The organism is Acidiphilium multivorum AIU301 (assembly GCF_000202835.1).
GTDB lineage: Bacteria > Pseudomonadota > Alphaproteobacteria > Acetobacterales > Acetobacteraceae > Acidiphilium > Acidiphilium multivorum.
Genome location: NC_015178.1, coordinates 48,258 through 62,835 on the forward strand (window position 1 = coordinate 48,258; position 14,578 = coordinate 62,835).

General features: G+C 70.4%; 16 protein-coding genes and 1 pseudogene. 1 reads left to right on the plus strand and 16 read right to left on the minus strand.

Annotation, left to right across the window (positions count from 1 at the left end; translation table 11 throughout):
- Positions 1 to 61: 61 nt before the first annotated feature.
- From ACMV_RS20960 to ACMV_RS17400, 9 genes and pseudogenes are all read right to left on the minus strand, one after another.
- Positions 62 to 237: pseudogene (locus tag ACMV_RS20960) on the minus strand (transposase); the annotation flags it as partial.
- A 9-nt stretch (positions 238 to 246) separates the two neighbouring features.
- On the minus strand, positions 247 to 420 hold the full coding sequence (gene tnpB, locus ACMV_RS21860; RefSeq protein ID WP_007424878.1) for an IS66 family insertion sequence element accessory protein TnpB: 174 nt from the start codon (positions 418 to 420) through the stop codon (positions 247 to 249).
- Positions 417 to 542: a hypothetical protein gene (locus ACMV_RS21865; protein WP_256379520.1), complete on the minus strand. Its 126-nt coding sequence runs from the start codon at positions 540 to 542 to the stop codon at positions 417 to 419. The genes tnpB and ACMV_RS21865 overlap by 4 nt, the downstream gene beginning before the upstream one ends.
- Positions 543 to 653: 111 nt before the next feature.
- A complete protein-coding gene (cobF, locus tag ACMV_RS17375) occupies positions 654 to 1,403 on the minus strand; it encodes a precorrin-6A synthase (deacetylating) (RefSeq protein ID WP_007424879.1) in 750 nt (249 codons plus the stop codon).
- Positions 1,400 to 2,128 carry a uroporphyrinogen-III C-methyltransferase gene (gene cobA / locus ACMV_RS17380; protein WP_013634897.1) on the minus strand — a complete coding sequence of 243 codons (729 nt, stop codon included), beginning with the start codon at positions 2,126 to 2,128 and terminating at the stop codon, positions 1,400 to 1,402. The genes cobF and cobA overlap by 4 nt, the downstream gene beginning before the upstream one ends.
- The gene (locus tag ACMV_RS17385) at positions 2,125 to 3,462 is read right to left on the minus strand and encodes a cobyrinate a,c-diamide synthase (RefSeq protein ID WP_013634898.1); all 1,338 of its coding nucleotides are present in this window, start codon (positions 3,460 to 3,462) and stop codon (positions 2,125 to 2,127) included. Before ACMV_RS17385 ends, cobA begins: the two co-directional genes overlap by 4 nt.
- The gene (gene cobM / locus ACMV_RS17390; protein ID WP_013634899.1) at positions 3,459 to 4,244 is read right to left on the minus strand and encodes a precorrin-4 C(11)-methyltransferase; all 786 of its coding nucleotides are present in this window, start codon (positions 4,242 to 4,244) and stop codon (positions 3,459 to 3,461) included. The genes ACMV_RS17385 and cobM overlap by 4 nt, the downstream gene beginning before the upstream one ends.
- On the minus strand, positions 4,241 to 4,609 hold the full coding sequence (locus tag ACMV_RS17395; RefSeq protein ID WP_013634900.1) for a cobalamin biosynthesis protein: 369 nt from the start codon (positions 4,607 to 4,609) through the stop codon (positions 4,241 to 4,243). The genes cobM and ACMV_RS17395 overlap by 4 nt, the downstream gene beginning before the upstream one ends.
- Positions 4,606 to 5,823: a bifunctional cobalt-precorrin-7 (C(5))-methyltransferase/cobalt-precorrin-6B (C(15))-methyltransferase gene (locus ACMV_RS17400; RefSeq protein WP_013634901.1), complete on the minus strand. Its 1,218-nt coding sequence runs from the start codon at positions 5,821 to 5,823 to the stop codon at positions 4,606 to 4,608. The genes ACMV_RS17395 and ACMV_RS17400 overlap by 4 nt, the downstream gene beginning before the upstream one ends.
- 67 nt (positions 5,824 to 5,890) lie before the next feature.
- On the opposite strand from ACMV_RS17400, the gene ACMV_RS17405 reads away from it, so the two are divergent.
- Complete coding sequence (locus tag ACMV_RS17405) at positions 5,891 to 6,637, plus strand: cobalt-precorrin-6A reductase (protein WP_007422871.1); 747 nt, start codon at positions 5,891 to 5,893, stop codon at positions 6,635 to 6,637.
- Here ACMV_RS17405 and cobJ read toward each other — a convergent pair.
- Genes cobJ through ACMV_RS17440 form a run of 7 tightly spaced genes read right to left on the minus strand, consistent with a single transcriptional unit; the run spans position 6,613 to position 14,578 of the window.
- A complete protein-coding gene (cobJ, locus tag ACMV_RS17410; RefSeq protein WP_013634902.1) occupies positions 6,613 to 7,410 on the minus strand; it encodes a precorrin-3B C(17)-methyltransferase in 798 nt (265 codons plus the stop codon). The two genes, ACMV_RS17405 and cobJ, sit on opposite strands and share 25 nt — an antisense overlap.
- A complete protein-coding gene (locus tag ACMV_RS17415) occupies positions 7,407 to 8,138 on the minus strand; it encodes a precorrin-2 C(20)-methyltransferase (RefSeq protein ID WP_039888094.1) in 732 nt (243 codons plus the stop codon). The genes cobJ and ACMV_RS17415 overlap by 4 nt, the downstream gene beginning before the upstream one ends.
- A 2-nt stretch (positions 8,139 to 8,140) precedes the next feature.
- On the minus strand, positions 8,141 to 8,770 hold the full coding sequence (locus ACMV_RS17420; RefSeq protein WP_007422874.1) for a precorrin-8X methylmutase: 630 nt from the start codon (positions 8,768 to 8,770) through the stop codon (positions 8,141 to 8,143).
- Positions 8,770 to 9,918, minus strand: a complete 1,149-nt coding sequence (locus ACMV_RS17425; protein WP_007422875.1) for a precorrin-3B synthase — start codon at positions 9,916 to 9,918, stop codon at positions 8,770 to 8,772. The genes ACMV_RS17420 and ACMV_RS17425 overlap by 1 nt, the downstream gene beginning before the upstream one ends.
- Positions 9,915 to 13,169 (minus strand): cobaltochelatase subunit CobN, encoded by a 3,255-nt coding sequence (gene cobN, locus ACMV_RS17430; RefSeq protein ID WP_013634903.1) that lies wholly within the window; start codon positions 13,167 to 13,169, stop codon positions 9,915 to 9,917. The genes ACMV_RS17425 and cobN overlap by 4 nt, the downstream gene beginning before the upstream one ends.
- Positions 13,170 to 13,184: 15 nt before the next feature.
- Positions 13,185 to 14,219: a cobalamin biosynthesis protein CobW gene (gene cobW / locus ACMV_RS17435; protein WP_013634904.1), complete on the minus strand. Its 1,035-nt coding sequence runs from the start codon at positions 14,217 to 14,219 to the stop codon at positions 13,185 to 13,187.
- Positions 14,216 to 14,578 carry a DUF1636 family protein gene (locus ACMV_RS17440; RefSeq protein WP_007422877.1) on the minus strand — a complete coding sequence of 121 codons (363 nt, stop codon included), beginning with the start codon at positions 14,576 to 14,578 and terminating at the stop codon, positions 14,216 to 14,218. The genes cobW and ACMV_RS17440 overlap by 4 nt, the downstream gene beginning before the upstream one ends.

The following is a 14,578-nucleotide window of genomic DNA, read 5'->3' on the forward strand; positions in this document are numbered from 1 at the left end:
TCGCGCATCCCGCGTCCGGGGCGTGGCGTCGTAGCGATGTCAGGTGGCAAAGCCGAGCCAGAACCGGCGGTCGAGCTCCACCATCGCAAAATAAGGCGATGCCTTACGCAGGATCTCATTCGCCTGGCGTAGCTCCCGGACCTCTCGTTCCAGAGACTTGATCCGCTTCTGGTCAGCACTCGTCGGACCGGGCCGTAGCCCCTGATCGCGCTCCGCCCGGCGAACCCACCCCCTCAGCGCCATGGATCAAGTTCTTGCGCAAATAACGGCACGCCGGCCACGGAATGCATAGACCGCACCATCAAACGGGTTCCCGCCAAAGACCTGCTGGACCATCATCGCCAGCCCGTCCAGCCCCTTCCTCGTGTCCGTCCGGCCGCAGGCAAGATAGACCCGGACACCCGCACCCGGCGCGATCATGCGCCCCTCAGCACCGCCAGCACCCGGCTCAATGCCGCCTGGCTCACCCCGGCGCCGAAACGCAATACCACCCCGTCCGGCAGCGCGATCTCGATTGTCTCCATCGCCGTCGGCGCCGCCAAGCCCAACGCCGGCGCAGTCCCGCTTACCACCGCCCGCGCAAAGCCCGGCACCAACGGCGCCGCTTCAGCCAGATCCCCCTCGCCTGAGCCGCGATTGTCCCGCGCGCGGGCTCAACTGCCCGTGCGGCGGAGCAGGTAGATATCCATGATCCAGCCATGCTGCGCCCGCGCCTCGGCACGGCGGGCAAGGATGCGGGGGCCGGTCTCTGCAAGGAGGCCGGCCTCGGTGAGCTCTTCTGCCATACCGACATAGGCGCCCCACCAGATCGAGAGGCCTTCCGGAGCAAGGTCCTGGAACGCGCAATCGCCGTCGAGCATGACAAGGATTGTGTCGACGCCCTCTGGCCAGCCACCGTCACGCAGCCGCCGGCCGGTGGTGACAGTGAAGGGAGTACCGATCTCGCTCAGCGGGATAACATGGGCCGCGGCGAGCGCCTGGATCGAGGTTATGCCGGGGATCACCTCCGTCCGCAGCCCAAGCCGAGCGGCAATGCGCAAGGTGCTGTCGTAAAGCGAAGGATCACCCCAGACGAGCAGCGCCACCCTTCCATCGCCGCCCGGCAGCTCCTTGGTGATGGCCGCTCGCCAGGCCTTGGCAATGGCGTCGTGCCAATCATCCACCCGTCTGCGGTAGTCGGGAGTAGCGGGGTCGCGCACCGGCTGGTTGAACTCCACCATACGGGTCGCGGGATTGGTGATGAACTCGGCGCAGATCGTGCGGCGCAGTTCGGCGAGGTCGGCCTTGCTCTCCCCCTTGCAGGGAATGAGGACGACATCGGCCGCGTTGAGCGCGCGGATCGCCTGAAGTGTCAGATGCTCCGGGTTGCCGGTGCCGATCCCGATCAGCGAAAGAGCGATCATGCCTCCGCCGCCTCTGCAAGCGGCCCATAGAGGATCAGCGCCGGCGCCGTTCCCGGATCGCCCGACAGCCGTTCGGCCAGTTCCGCAACGGTGGTGCGGACCAGCTGCTGCTCGGCCCGGCCCACGGCCTCGGCCAGAAGGGCGGGGGTGCCAGGCGGCAATCCTGCGCCGGTGAGCATGGTGAGGAACGCCGGGAAGGTGCGCTTGCCCATGAAGACCACCGTGGTGGCCATCGGATCAGCGAGCGCCGCGAGGTTCAGATCCTCTGCCAGCCCGCCGGTCACGTCATGTCCGGTGACGAATTGCACCCGCCGCGCTGTTATCCGCCGCGTCAGCGGTATTCCGGCGGCAGCGGCGGCGGCGCAGGCCGAGGGCACGCCGGGGATGATCTCGAACCCGATCCCAGCGTCGCGGAGCGCGGTGGTCTCCTCCTCCAGTCGCCCGAAGAGCCCAGCGTCGCCGGATTTCAGCCGCACGACCCTGGCGCCGGTCTTCGCATAATCGACCAGAAGCCGGCTTACTTGATCCTGCTTCGGCGAGGCGCGACCCGCCCGCTTGCCAACTCCGACCAGGTCCGCATCGGCCCGCGCATGGGCAAGGGCGGGCCCGGAGGAGAGATCGTCGAAAAGGATTGCATCCGCAGCCGCGATACGCGCCGCGGCCTTCAGTGTCAGGAGCTCGGGATCGCCCGGTCCAGAGGAGACGAAAGAAACGAAACCATTCATGACGTCCCCCCGATCAGGTGGAAGAAAGAGCCGGAGACATTGCCGCGCCGCGACCCGGTCTCTGCCACCGTCTGGCCCGCCGCATCGGCAACCGCCGCCATCGGCGCATCGGGCTGCTCGACAACCCCTGCGTAGTGGAACTCATGCCCGGCAATAACGGCACCCCCGGGCAGGCCAAGGCAGGGGCCGGCAAGCCGCGCCCGCCTGTAACCCAGATGCATCTGCCGCTTGGCGAAGCTGGTGACGAGGCCCAGAAGCCCCGCCATCTCGTGCCGCGTGCCCTCGGCATCAACCAGTCCCGCGCCGAGCGCCATGTAGCCCCCGCATTCGCCATGAACCGGCCGGGTCTCCGCGAAGGCTCGCAGCGCCGCCCGGAACCGCGCGGCGGCAGCAAGGCGGCCGGCGTGCAGTTCGGGGTATCCGCCCGGCAGCCAGCAGGCGTCGGCACCAGGGTCAGGCGCCTCATCGGCGAGCGGAGAGAACGGCAGGATCTCCGCCCCCTCAGCGCGCCAGTCGTCAAGGAGATGCGGATAGGTGAAGGAAAAAGCTGCGTCCCGGGCGAGCGCGATGCGCTGGCCGGGCGGCGGGAGGCGTGTTGCGACGGGCGCGGGCAGGACGCGCGCGGCGGCGGCGATATGGATCGCCTCCAAGTCGCAATGTTCGGTGACCAGCGCCGCCGCGGCCTCTATCAGCGCCTCGAGAGCCGGATGCTCGCCGGCCTGGACGAGGCCGAGATGCCGCTCCGGCATGGTTATGGTCGCGACGCGGGGCAGGGCGCCGAGGACGGGCAGCCCCGCCTCGGCCATGCCCGCGCGGATCAGGGCCTCGTGCCGCGGGCTTGCCACGCGGTTCAGGATCACGCCTGCGATCGGCAGATCCGGCCGGAACCGCGCGAGGCCGAGCGCCACGGCGGCTGCGGTCTGTGCCTGCCCCTTCGGGTCGATCACCATCAGCACCGGCCAGCCCGCCAGCGTCGCGATATCCGCGCTCGCCCCGGTCCCCGCCAAGCCCGGCTTCGCGACCCCGTCGAAAAGCCCCATGGAGCCCTCGGCAAGGATCAGATCCGCCCCCTTGGCGCGCCCAACCTCCGCCGCGATCCGCCCCGGCGGCATCGCCCAGCTGTCGAGGTTGACCGAAGCGCGCCCCGCTGCTGCGCTATGGAAGGCCGGATCGATGTAATCCGGACCGGATTTGAACGGCTGAACCGCCAGCCCCGCGTTGGCAAAGGCCCGTGCCAGCCCCAGCATCAACGTCGTCTTGCCACTGCCCGACGCTGGGGCCGAGATCATAAGCCCCGGCACCGGCCCTGCCACGGTGGCGCGCGCGCCACTCACTCCCGCCCCTCCGGGAAGCGCGGCTCGGATCCGACGGGGCGGTAGCGGCGGTCGTAATCCCCGGCGTAGAGGCGGCTCTCCGCGAAGCCCTCGGCGGCGAGTGTGCGGCCGACGAGGATCAGCGCGGTGCGGTCGATCTCGGCGGCCATCTGCGCCTCGATGGTCGCAAGACTGCCTCGCAGCACCCGCTCGTCCGGCCAAGAAGCGCGCCAAACCACCGCAACAGGGCAATCTGCGCCGTAATGCGGGGTCAGTTCCTCCACGACCTTCGAAAGGACGTGGATCGACAGGTGGATGGCCAGCGTTGCGCCGGTTACGGCGAAGGCCGCGAGCGTCTCGCCTCCCGGCATCGGCGTCGCCCTACCAGAAGTGCGGGTGAGCACCACAGACTGCGCCACGCCCGGCAGTGTGAGCTCCGTCGCCAGCGTCGCGGCGGCGGCTGCGAAGGCAGGCACGCCCGGGGTCACGTCGAAGGGAATCGCAAGCGCGCGCAGGCGGCGAAGCTGCTCCCCCATCGCCGACCAGACGGAGAGATCGCCGGAATGGAGGCGTGCCACGTCCTGCCCCGCCGCATGGGCGGCGGTGATCTCGGCTATGATCTCGTCGAGCGAGAGTGGCGCGGTGTTCACGATCCACGCGCCTTCAGGGCAATGCGCCAACACCACGGGCGGCACCAGCGATCCAGCATAGAGACAGACCGGAGAGGCCGCGATCAGGTCGCGGCCGCGGAGCGTCAAGAGGTCTGGAGCGCCGGGGCCGACGCCTATGAAATGAACAGTCATACTTTGGCCTCGGTAGTGGCGATGGCGGCGGTTGCGGTCCCGTCTGCGGAAGTCGCGCGGGGGCCGAGAAGGCGGGCGCCGGGGCCGGCAGCGGCGAGCGCCGCAGCCTCTGCCAGGCTTCCTGTGCCGTAGCGGGCGGCGACGCGGGGGGATCGCGTGAGCGTTTCGGTGTTCGCGAGCGTGGCAAGCGGCACCAGCGTCACCGCCAGCCCCAGCTCGGCGGCCAGCACAAGAAGTGGCGGCGCCTCGGCCTTGTCGGCGGCGGTGGCAAGGCTGCTCAGCGCCCCGCCGCCCGCTGCAGCGATGGCCTCGGCCAGCGCTGCGGGCGTCGTCCCGTCCCGGAAGCCGAGCCCCGCCACCCTCATTTCACAACGCTCCATTGCACCACCGGCCGTGCCGCGCTCCACCCCCGCTTTCGGCCAAGGGGTTGCGCCTCGGCAAGCTCAATCCGCAGCAGGCTGCCACCCTTCGCGGCGGACCATTGGGCCAGCAGCGCTTCGGTTTCAAGCGTTACCCCGTTGGCGACAAGCCGTGCGCCTTCGGGCAGCCTCGGCCAGAGCGCCGCAAGCAGCGTCTCCGTCGCTCCGCCGCCGATGAAGACGGCATCGGGCGGCGCGAGCCCGTCCAGTCCTTCCGGCGCGCGCGCCTCGGTGACGCCAAGCCGCGCGCCCAGCCCGAAAGACTCGGCGTTGGCCCGGGCGCGAGCGGCGCGGGTTGGATCGGCCTCCAGCCCCGAGGCGCGGGTGCCCGGCGCGGCGAGCAGCCATTCGATGGAGATCGAGCCGGAGCCGAGGCCGATATCCCAGAGATGCTCGCCCGGCTTTGGCGCCAGCGCCGAGAGTGTAAGCGCGCGGACCGGGCGCTTGGTGATCTGGCCGTCATGGGCGAAAAGCGCGTCTGGCAGGCCCGACGCGCGGGGGAGGGCGGGACCGCCCGCCGCCTCCAGCGCCACCGCGACCGGCGGCCCGCCCGGGGCGGCCGACGGGACGGGGCGGGCGGCGAGAGCGTCGGCCGTCATCACCTCGATCCGCTCGCGCGGGCCGCCGAGCGCTTTCAGCCGCCAGAGCCGCGAGGCCCCGAAACCCTGCGAGGCGAGCCATTGGGCAAAAGCCGGTGCCGCCGCCCCGTCGCGCAGCAGGCACAGAAGCCGTGCCCCGGGGGCGAGATGCCGCCGCGCCTCCGCGAATAGGGCAGCGTGGAGGGCGAGAGTTGTGACCTCCTCCTGCCGCCAGCCGAGCCTGGCGGTCACGAGCGCGAGTGTCGAAGGCGCCGGAAAGGCCCGCCAGTCTCCGGGGGAGAGGTGGCGCGAAAGGCTCCCTCCGGCCCCATGCCAGAACGGGTCGCCCGAGGCGAGCACCGCCACCCGCCGCCCGGCATGCGCCAGAACGGGAGCCACGGAGAAGGGCACCGGCCATGCCTGACCGCGCTCGTCCACGCCCTCTGCCACCCCGGCAAGTGCGAGGTGACGCGGCCCACCAAAGACCACTTCGGCCGCCTCCAGAGCCGCCAGCGCGGCGGGAACCAGCCCCTCGCGCCCGTCCTCACCGATGCCGATGATCGAAAGCCAGGGTTCAGCCATGCACGCCCCCGCTTGCGATGCGCGCGCGTTCACGACAGGAGAGGGGGAAGACGGAAGGAGACAGGCGATGCGGGTCCTGCTGCTCGGTGGCACCAGCGAGGCGAGCGCGCTCGCCCGCGCCCTGGCGGAGGCCGGGGTGGATGCGGTCTTCTCCTATGCCGGCCGCACCGGGGCACCGGTAGCCCAGCCGCTGCCACAGCGCATCGGTGGCTTCGGCGGCGTTGCGGGGCTGGTGAACTGGCTGACGGCGGAGCGCATCACCCACATGATCGATGCCACCCATCCCTTCGCGGCACAGATGAGCGCCCATGCCGTCGCTGCTGCGGCCGAGACCGGCGTGGCGCTTCTGGCCTTCGAACGCCCGCCCTGGCGCGCGGGCGCGGAAGACCGCTGGACCCATGTGCCGGACACCGCTGCCGCCATCGCCGCGTTGCCGTGGGCCCCGAGGCGGATCTTCGTCGCCATTGGCAGGCAGGGCCTTTCCGCCTTCGCCGCGGCCCCGCAACACCATTATCTCCTGCGCCTCGTGGATCCGCCCGAGGTGCCCTTGCCCCTGCCGGATGCCGAGGCCGTCGTCGCCCGTGGCCCCTTCTCCGCGGCGGGCGACCGGGCGCTGCTGGAGTCTCATCGCATCGAACTGATCCTCGCAAAGAACGCCGGCGGCAGCGGCGCGCGCGCCAAACTCGACGCCGCCCGGGCGCTCGGTCTTCCGGTAATCCTGATCGACCGCCCGGAAGTTCCCGACCGGCCAGTCGCCGTGAGCATCGCCGAGGTGATGGCCTGGATCTTTCATTCCACCTGCCCTGAACCCTGAGCGCGCGCGCTTTCGGACGGCGAACCGGTGCCCGCTTCGCCAGGGAACATGCGCGGCGTATAGACGAACCGCCCCACCCGCCGCGTGGCGGAATTGCCCATCAGGACTACCGTCCGCATGTCGGCCATCTCCGGCGTTGCCTCTACCAGGGTTACCGTGTTGATCCGCTCCTCGAGGGTGCTCACGGCCCGGGCGAAGGTGATCAGCTGATGGGCCCCGCATTCCTCGCGCAGGATCTCAAGCGCGCGGGCGAAGCCTTCGGGCCTGCCTCTGGAACGGGGGTTGTAGAAGGCCATGGCGAAATCCGCCTGTGCTGCGAGCCGCAGACGCCGCTCGATCACCACCCACGGCTTGAGGTTGTCCGACAGGTTGATCGCGCAGAAATCATGCCCCAGCGGCGCCCCGGCACGGGCAGCAGCGGCCAGCATCGCGGTGATCCCGGGAAGCACGCGGATGTCAAGCTCCTGCCACTCCGGCGCGCCTTCCAGCGCCTGGAACACGGCCGAGGCCATGGCGAAGACCCCCGGATCGCCGGAGGAGACCACGACGACGCGCGCGCCCGCAGCTGCCATCTCCAGCGCATGGCGGGCCCGGTCGAGCTCTACCCGGTTGTCGGACGGATGCAGCGTCAGCCCCGCGCGCGGCGCGACGCGAGCGATATAAGGGATGTAGCCCACCACATGGGTCGCCTCTGCCAGCGCGGCCTCTACCTCTGGCGTCACCAGCGCGGCGTCCCCGGGACCGAGCCCGGCGATGGCGAGCCAACCACTCATGCGTCGATCTCCGGTCGCCGGCCCTGGCCGTGGACGAGGACGATAGCGAAATAGGGGTAGTCGCCCTCCGGAAGATCGGCGAGGCGGGCGACGCGCTCGTCGGCCATCGTGCCGCGCTCCACAAGCCAGGCATCCGCCAGCCGCCCGGCCTCTGCCAGCGCACGGCGAACCTTCGGCAGATTGCGGCCGGTCTTCATCACCACAAGCGCCTCCGCCTCCCGCATCTGCGCCACAAGCCGTGCCTCGGGCAAGGTTCCGGGCAAGACGCAGAGGATATCGTCGCCCCAGGTGATCGGCACGCCGGTTGCCGTCCAGCAGCCCGACATGCCGGTGATGCCGGGGATGACCTCCACCGGCACCCGGCCCTTCAGGCGAGTATAGAGATGCATGAAGGAGCCGTAGAAGAATGGGTCGCCCTCACAGAGGACCACGACCTCCTCGGTCTCGGCCAGCTGGGCAAGGTGGTCGGCCCAGAGGTCGTAGAACCGTGCCAGCGTCTCGGTGTATTCCAGGCTGTCGAAGGCGATCTCAGTCGTGACCGGGTATTCCATCGCATGTTCGATTGAGCCAGGGGCGAGCATCCCCTCGACGATGCGGCGCGCCTGCCCGGCGTGGCCGGCCTTGCGGAAGAAGGCTATGTGACGGGCACCGCGGATCGCACGGTCGGCCTTAACGCTCATCAGTTCCGGGTCGCCGGGGCCAAGCCCGGCGCAGAGAATGCGGCCCATGCTCATTCTTTCCGGCTGGCAAGCGCGTTGATCGCGGCGACGGTGACGGCGGACCCGCCGAGCCGCCCCATGACGGCCATCGACGACACCGGCGGCGCCTCCATCAGTGCGGCCTTCGACTCGGCGGCACCGACAAATCCCACCGGGCAACCGATTATCGCGGCCGGGCGCGGGCAGCCGGGATCTTCCAGCATGTTCAGCAGGTGGAAAAGCGCCGTCGGCGCATTGCCGATAGCCACCACCGCGCCCGCGAGCCGTGGCCGCCAAAGCTCCAGCGCGGCGGCGGAGCGCGTGGTGGAAAGGTGCTGCGCCAGTGCCGGCACCTTAGGGTCGTGGAGCGTGCAGAGGATCTCGTTCTCCGCCGGCAGCCGCGACCGGGTGATCCCCTCGCTGACCATACGCGCATCGCAGAGGATCGGCGCACCGGCCATGAGGGCGGTCCGGGCGGCCTCGGCCAGGCCCGGGGTGAAGGCGACGCTCGCCTCCAGCCCGACGAAACCGAGCGCATGGATCATGCGCACAACGACCGGTTCCTCCTCCGGCGTGAAGCGGGCGAGGTCGGCCTCGGTGCGGATGGTGGCGAAGGACTGCCGGTATATCGCGGCGCCGTCGGTCTCGTAGGCGTGGGGCATCAGGGGGCACCGAATGGGTAAGGGGTGGCGAGAAGTGCCGCGGGCGAGAGAGCGGGGCGAAGGGGCGGGGCACCGGCGGAGGCGTCGCGGGCAAGATCGAAGCCCTTGGGCGTGGCGGTCAGAACCAGGCCGCAGGGCCCGGGATGGGCGCAGCCCTTGGCGCAGCCAGAGACATGGAGGCTCTGCCCGGCCGCCAGCTTGGGCGCAAGAGCCCGGGCGAGCGCTCGGGTCTCGGCGAGCGCCTGCGGACAGCCGAGCCGCCCGGTGCAGGCATGGACGCGCAGCAACGGATCCTCAGGATAGGCCAGAATCCCGGAAAGCGCAGGCAGCGCCCGCAGGCCGGGCATAAATACGCCCCGCCAGGGCGTCAGCCGAATCTCGGCGCTCAGGTCCGCGAGGGCCGAGAGCGTCTGTGCAGGCATCAGCCCGAATGCTACGATGGCGAGTTGCCCGTCGCCGACCGGCCCTGGTTTTGGCAGCGCAGCAGGTAGGGCAGGGGCAACGTTGCAACCCCCTGGCAGGTCGTGCTTGCCAATAAGATGCTTGCGCATCCGGCCGCGGCCGTTCCGGACACCTCCAGTCTCCAGGAACCAGCCGATCAGCTTCGTCAGAATAGCCGGTAGCGTCTCGGCCGTCACAGGCCAGCCCGTGGCCGAGCCATCGGGGCGCAGCACTAGCCGACCGTCCGCCGCCCGTTCCAGCCGGAGATCGGCGGCGGTCCCCGCCAGCACCGGCGCAGAGCCGATATCGAGCGTTGCGCCGAATTTCGAGGGCAGGGGCGCGGCGCGGAGCGCCTCGGTCAGGATGTTCGCCAGGCTCGTAATCTCTGCCGCCTCTCGATAGAAAGGCGCGATGGCGATGGCGCGCGCGCGCTCGGTTTCCGGGTCGGGGTCGACCAGCCCGTGGGCCGCCAGCTCCGCCAGCAGTGCCGCGTGGTCCGCCTCGGCCACGCCACGGATCTGTAGGTTGGCGCGCGAGGTCAGCTCCACTTCCCCCGATCCGAATCGTACCGCCGCCGCTGCTACCGCCCGCGCCTGTGCCGAGCTGAGGCGGCCCAGCGGCGGGCGCAACCGCACCACAAGCCCATCGGCCGAGGCCATCGGCGTCAGCGCACCAGGGCACCAGCCGCGGATTTCGGGCTCGCTCATGCCCGACCCTCCAGCGCCGCGGCGATGGAGTTGCGCTGGGTGATCCAGAGTCCCGCATCACGGAGTGCGGCGAATGTCTCGTTCATCCGGGCCAGCGCCGCCGGGTTTTCCCGGGCTAGGAACTCAGCCACCTCGATCCGCCCCAGCGTCGCCTCGTGATAGAGGTCGAAGAGATGCGGCGGGACGGCGCGGGCAAGATGGGCGAAGGCAGCGAGGTGGTCGAGCGTCGCTGCGATCTCCGCCCCGCCGCGGAAGCCGTGGCGCATCATCCCCTCGGCCCAGGCTGGGTTGGCGGCGCGGGCCCGCATGACGCGCGCGATCTCTTCCGAAAGCGCCCTCGCGCGCGGCGCCTCCGGGTTGGTCGCGTCGAGGTGGTAGAGCGCCGGGGCCGGCCGGCCGAGCCGCGCGGCGGCGGCGGCGATTCCGGCTTCATGGGCAGCAAAATCCTCGGCCAGCAGCAGGTCCGTCTCCGGCAGATCCTGGGAGTGGACGAAGGCATCGGCGGTACCCACGCGGGCCTCCAGCGCCGAACGGGCCTCGCGGCTTGCCCCATCCGCGCCGATCGCCCAGGCGGAAGCTGCCAGCCATGCCTCACCCGCCGCCGCACGCGCGGCATCGCTAAAATCGATGGGATCTGCGGCGATGCCGAGGCCATAGGCCCCGGGCTTCGGCCCGAAGACGCGAGGGCTGAGTGCGGCATATGGGTTTTCAGCCGGATCCTCCTCGCGATCCGCCAGCGCCGCGGCGCCCGCCTCGAAGAGCTGGGCGAGGCCGGGGAATATGTCGCGGAAGAGGCCCGAGACGCGGAGCGTTACGTCGATCCGCGGGCGACCGAGCAGCGCTGGCGGGATCACCTCGAATCCCGAGACGCGAGTGGAGCCTTCGTCCCAGACCGGCGCAAGGCCGGCAAGATGCAGCGCCATGGCGAAATCCTCGCCCGCCGTCCGCATCGTGGCAGACCCCCAGAGGTCTACGATCAGCCCCCGCGGCCAGTCGCCCTGGTCCTGCAAATGGCGGCGGATCAGCTCCTCGGCGAGCTTCACGCCCTGCGCATGGGCGGCCCGCGTCGGCACTGCGCGCGGATCGACGGCGAAGAGGTTGCGCCCGGTGGGCAGCACATCCGACCGCCCACGTGCAGGAGAGCCGGAGGGCCCTGACGCTACCCGGCGGCCGTCGAGCGCGGCAAGAAGCCCGGTGCGCTCCTCGATCCCGCAGGCGCCGCGCCCGAAGACGTGGAGCCCCTCGCCGAACCGGCTTTCCTTCAGATCACAGACGAAACGGTCGATCCGGGTGATCGCCTCCGCTGCACTGGCGCCGGGCGGTAGCGCTAGGTCATCCTCAACCCCCTGCGCGCGCGCTTCCTCTCGAATCGCGGCGACCAGCCGGCTCCGCCTCGCCGGGTCGAGCCCTTCGGCGGTGGAATATTCGTCGAGCAGGCTCTCCAGCCGTGCGAGCCCCTCAGGCAGTGTGGATCCGACGAGTGGCGGCGGAAGGTGGCCCAAGGTCACCGCGCCGAGCCGCCGCTTGGCCTGCGCCGCCTCGCCGGGGTCATTGACGATGAACGGGTAAATTACAGGCATCGCGCCGGTAAGCGCCTCTGGCCAGCAATCGGCCGAGAGCGCGACCGACTTGCCCGGCAGCCATTCCAGCGTCCCGTGAGCGCCGATATGCACGAGCGCCGCCAGCCGCCGGGCGCGCAGCCACAGATAGAAAGCGACATAGGCGTGCCGCGGTGTGGAGGCGAGGTCGTGGTAGCTCGCCTCCCGCCCGGCGCGGTGCCCACGCTCGGGTTGCAGTGCGACGAGCATGCGGCCAAGCGCGAAGGCTGCGAAGTGGAAGACGCCGTCGCGCACCGCCGGATCCTCTTCCGGAGCGCCCCAGGCCTCGTTGAGTTGCTCGCGCAACGCCTCGGGCAGGGTGGTAAGCGCGACGCGGTAATCGGCGAGCGGCCAGGCCAGCGTCTCGGCCCCCAGCCGCGCTGCCAGCCCGGCCTCGGGGCCAGTCACGTAGCCCGCCGCAGCGAGATCGGAGAGGATCGCCTCGGCCGAGGCCAAGGCATCGAGCCCGACGGCATGGGCCATCTGATGCGCCCGGCCGGGGTAGGTGGAGAGGATCAACGCCAGCTCCCGCTCCGCTGCCGGGGTGGCGGCCAGCCGCTGCCAGCCCCCTACCCGGGCGGCGGCGCGGGCCACCTGCTCGGGCTCGGCCCGATGTACGAAGCGCGAATATTGCAGCGCGTCATCGCGCGGTGTCGCCGCCTTGAAGCTGACGGCCCCTGCGAAGAGCCGTCCGTCCACCTCCGGCAACACCACATGCATGGCGAGGTCGGCCGGCGACAGCCCGCGATCCGAACCTGCCCAGTCACGCCGCTGCGCGGTCGAGAGTGCGACCTGGAATACCGGCGCCCCCGGCCCGTCGAGCGGCGAGCGCCCCTCCGCCCCCTGCGCCGAGAAGGCCGTCGCATTGACGATGACAGCGGGCGGATGCGCGGCCAGCAGCTCGGAAACGAGCGGCGCGGCGCTCGGGGCCTTCAGCGAGGGCGCGAAAAGGCCGTAAGCGGCAAAGCCTTCCGCCTCCAGAGCCCCGATCAGCGCATCGATCGCACCGAGATCCGCCGCCGTCAGATAGGCGCGGTAGAACGTGACCGCCGCCGCTGGCCGCGGATCCTCCGGCAGTGCGGCCACGACACCCCGCCCGGGCAGGTATAGCCCGACCTCCGGCATCGTCTTCGCGCCTGCGACCGGCCCGGCATAGAGTCCGGCGGCAAGCGAGAGCTGCGCCAGTGCCGCCTGCGCGGCAACCGCCCCTCCGGCATCGCACAGGGCCGAAAGCCGGCGCAGGGTGGAGACGGGCAGCGTCGAATAGGCATCGAGTGCCGGATCCTCGCGCCCGTCGGCGGGCAGCACGGCGAGCGCCAACCCCTGCCGTTGGGAAAGGTCGCGCAGGGTCGAGAGGCCATAACTCCAGTAGGCCTCGCCGCCGATGAGCCGGACCAGCATCGCCTTGGCGCCGGCCAGGGTACGCTCGGCATAGGTGTCAACCGACAACGGATGGCGCAGCGCCACTAGGTTGGCGAGTCGTAGCGTGGGAAGGGTGCTACCCGCCTCCCGCGCGCGGTGCCAGCCCGCCGCGAAGGCGCCAAGGTCACTGTCGGAAAACGAGAGCACCACAAGATCGGCCGGATCCTGGCCGAGATCTTGCGGGGTCTCGGTCTCCTCTAGTCCATGACTCTCGCGGAAGATGACATGCACGGCGCGCGCACGCCCTCAAGCGCCGAGCGCGGTTCGGATGCGCGCGGCATCGACATCGCCGCGCTCCGCGATCACCACCAGTTGGGAGCCACGGGGCAGGCTGCCCCAGGGCCGGTCGAACTGGCTGCGCACCCGCGCACCTACCGCTTGAACCAGAAGCCGCATGGGCTTGTCGGCCAGCGCGACATAGCCTTTCACGCGCAGGATATTCTGCTCGGCTGCCAGCTTTTCGATCGCGACCTCCAGCGCCTCCTGGCTTGCCTGTTCCGGCAGATCGACGACGATCGTATCGAAGTCGTTATGCTCGTGATCGTCCGCCCCATCGTGATGCGAGGGGCGGGCGGCGAGGTCGTCCTCCGCAGCCGCATTGAGACCGAGGATGACGGCCGGGTCGACCTTGCCATCGCGCACCGTGACCATCGGGATGCGGCGCGGCGCCTCGGCTTCGATCGCGGCGCGGGCGACGGCGATGCCGGCTTCGCCGGCGAGATCGGCCTTGGTCAGCAGGATCAGGTCGGCGCAGGCGATCTGGTCCTCGAAGACCTCGCCCAGCGGCGTGTCGTGATCGAGGCTGTCGTCGGCCTCGCGCTGGGCCAGCACCGCATTCGGGTCCGGCGCGAAGCGGCCGGCGGCCACGGCCTCGGCGTCGGCCAGCGCGATAACGCCGTCCACGGTGATGCGCGAGCGGATGGCGGGCCAGTCGAAGGCCTTCAAAAGCGGCTTCGGCAGGGCGAGACCGGAAGTCTCAATCAGTATATGGTCGGGCCGCTTCGGTAGGGCGAGGATCGCCTCCATCGTCGGCAGGAACTCGTCGGCGACGGTGCAGCAGATGCAGCCATTTGCGAGTTCCACGATGTTCTCCACTGGGCAGCTCTCATTGGCGCAGCTTTTCAGAATCTCGCCGTCCACCCCCTGGCTGCCGAATTCGTTGACCAGCACGGCGAGGCGACGGCCACCCGGATTGGCCATAAGGTGGCGAATCAGCGTGGTCTTGCCGGCGCCGAGAAAGCCGGTGACGACGGTGACGGGTATCTTGGCGAGGTCGTTCATGGCGCGGGTTCCTGCGGGGGGATTCTTGCGATGGATTGCTTGCGGAAGATCACGGGCCGCTCGCGCCAGGGTACGAGGCCGTTCGGCGCGCGGGCATAGGCTGCGGCGCCCCCGAGGATGTCGGGCGCATCCTCGGGGGCCAGCCGGCCGTAGATATAACTCCACCGCCCTGGGGCGGAGAGCGCGACGGCGGCGCCGGTATTGCAGGCAGACAGGCACTCGACCGGGCGGATCGTGACGCCCTCGGGGCAGTCCCCGGCCTGAAGCGCGGCTAGCAGGCGCGCGCCGAGGCAGGGCATCCCCTCCACCGGCTCTTGCCCGGCGCGGCAGGTGATGCAGACATGGAGCGTCGTGCCCAT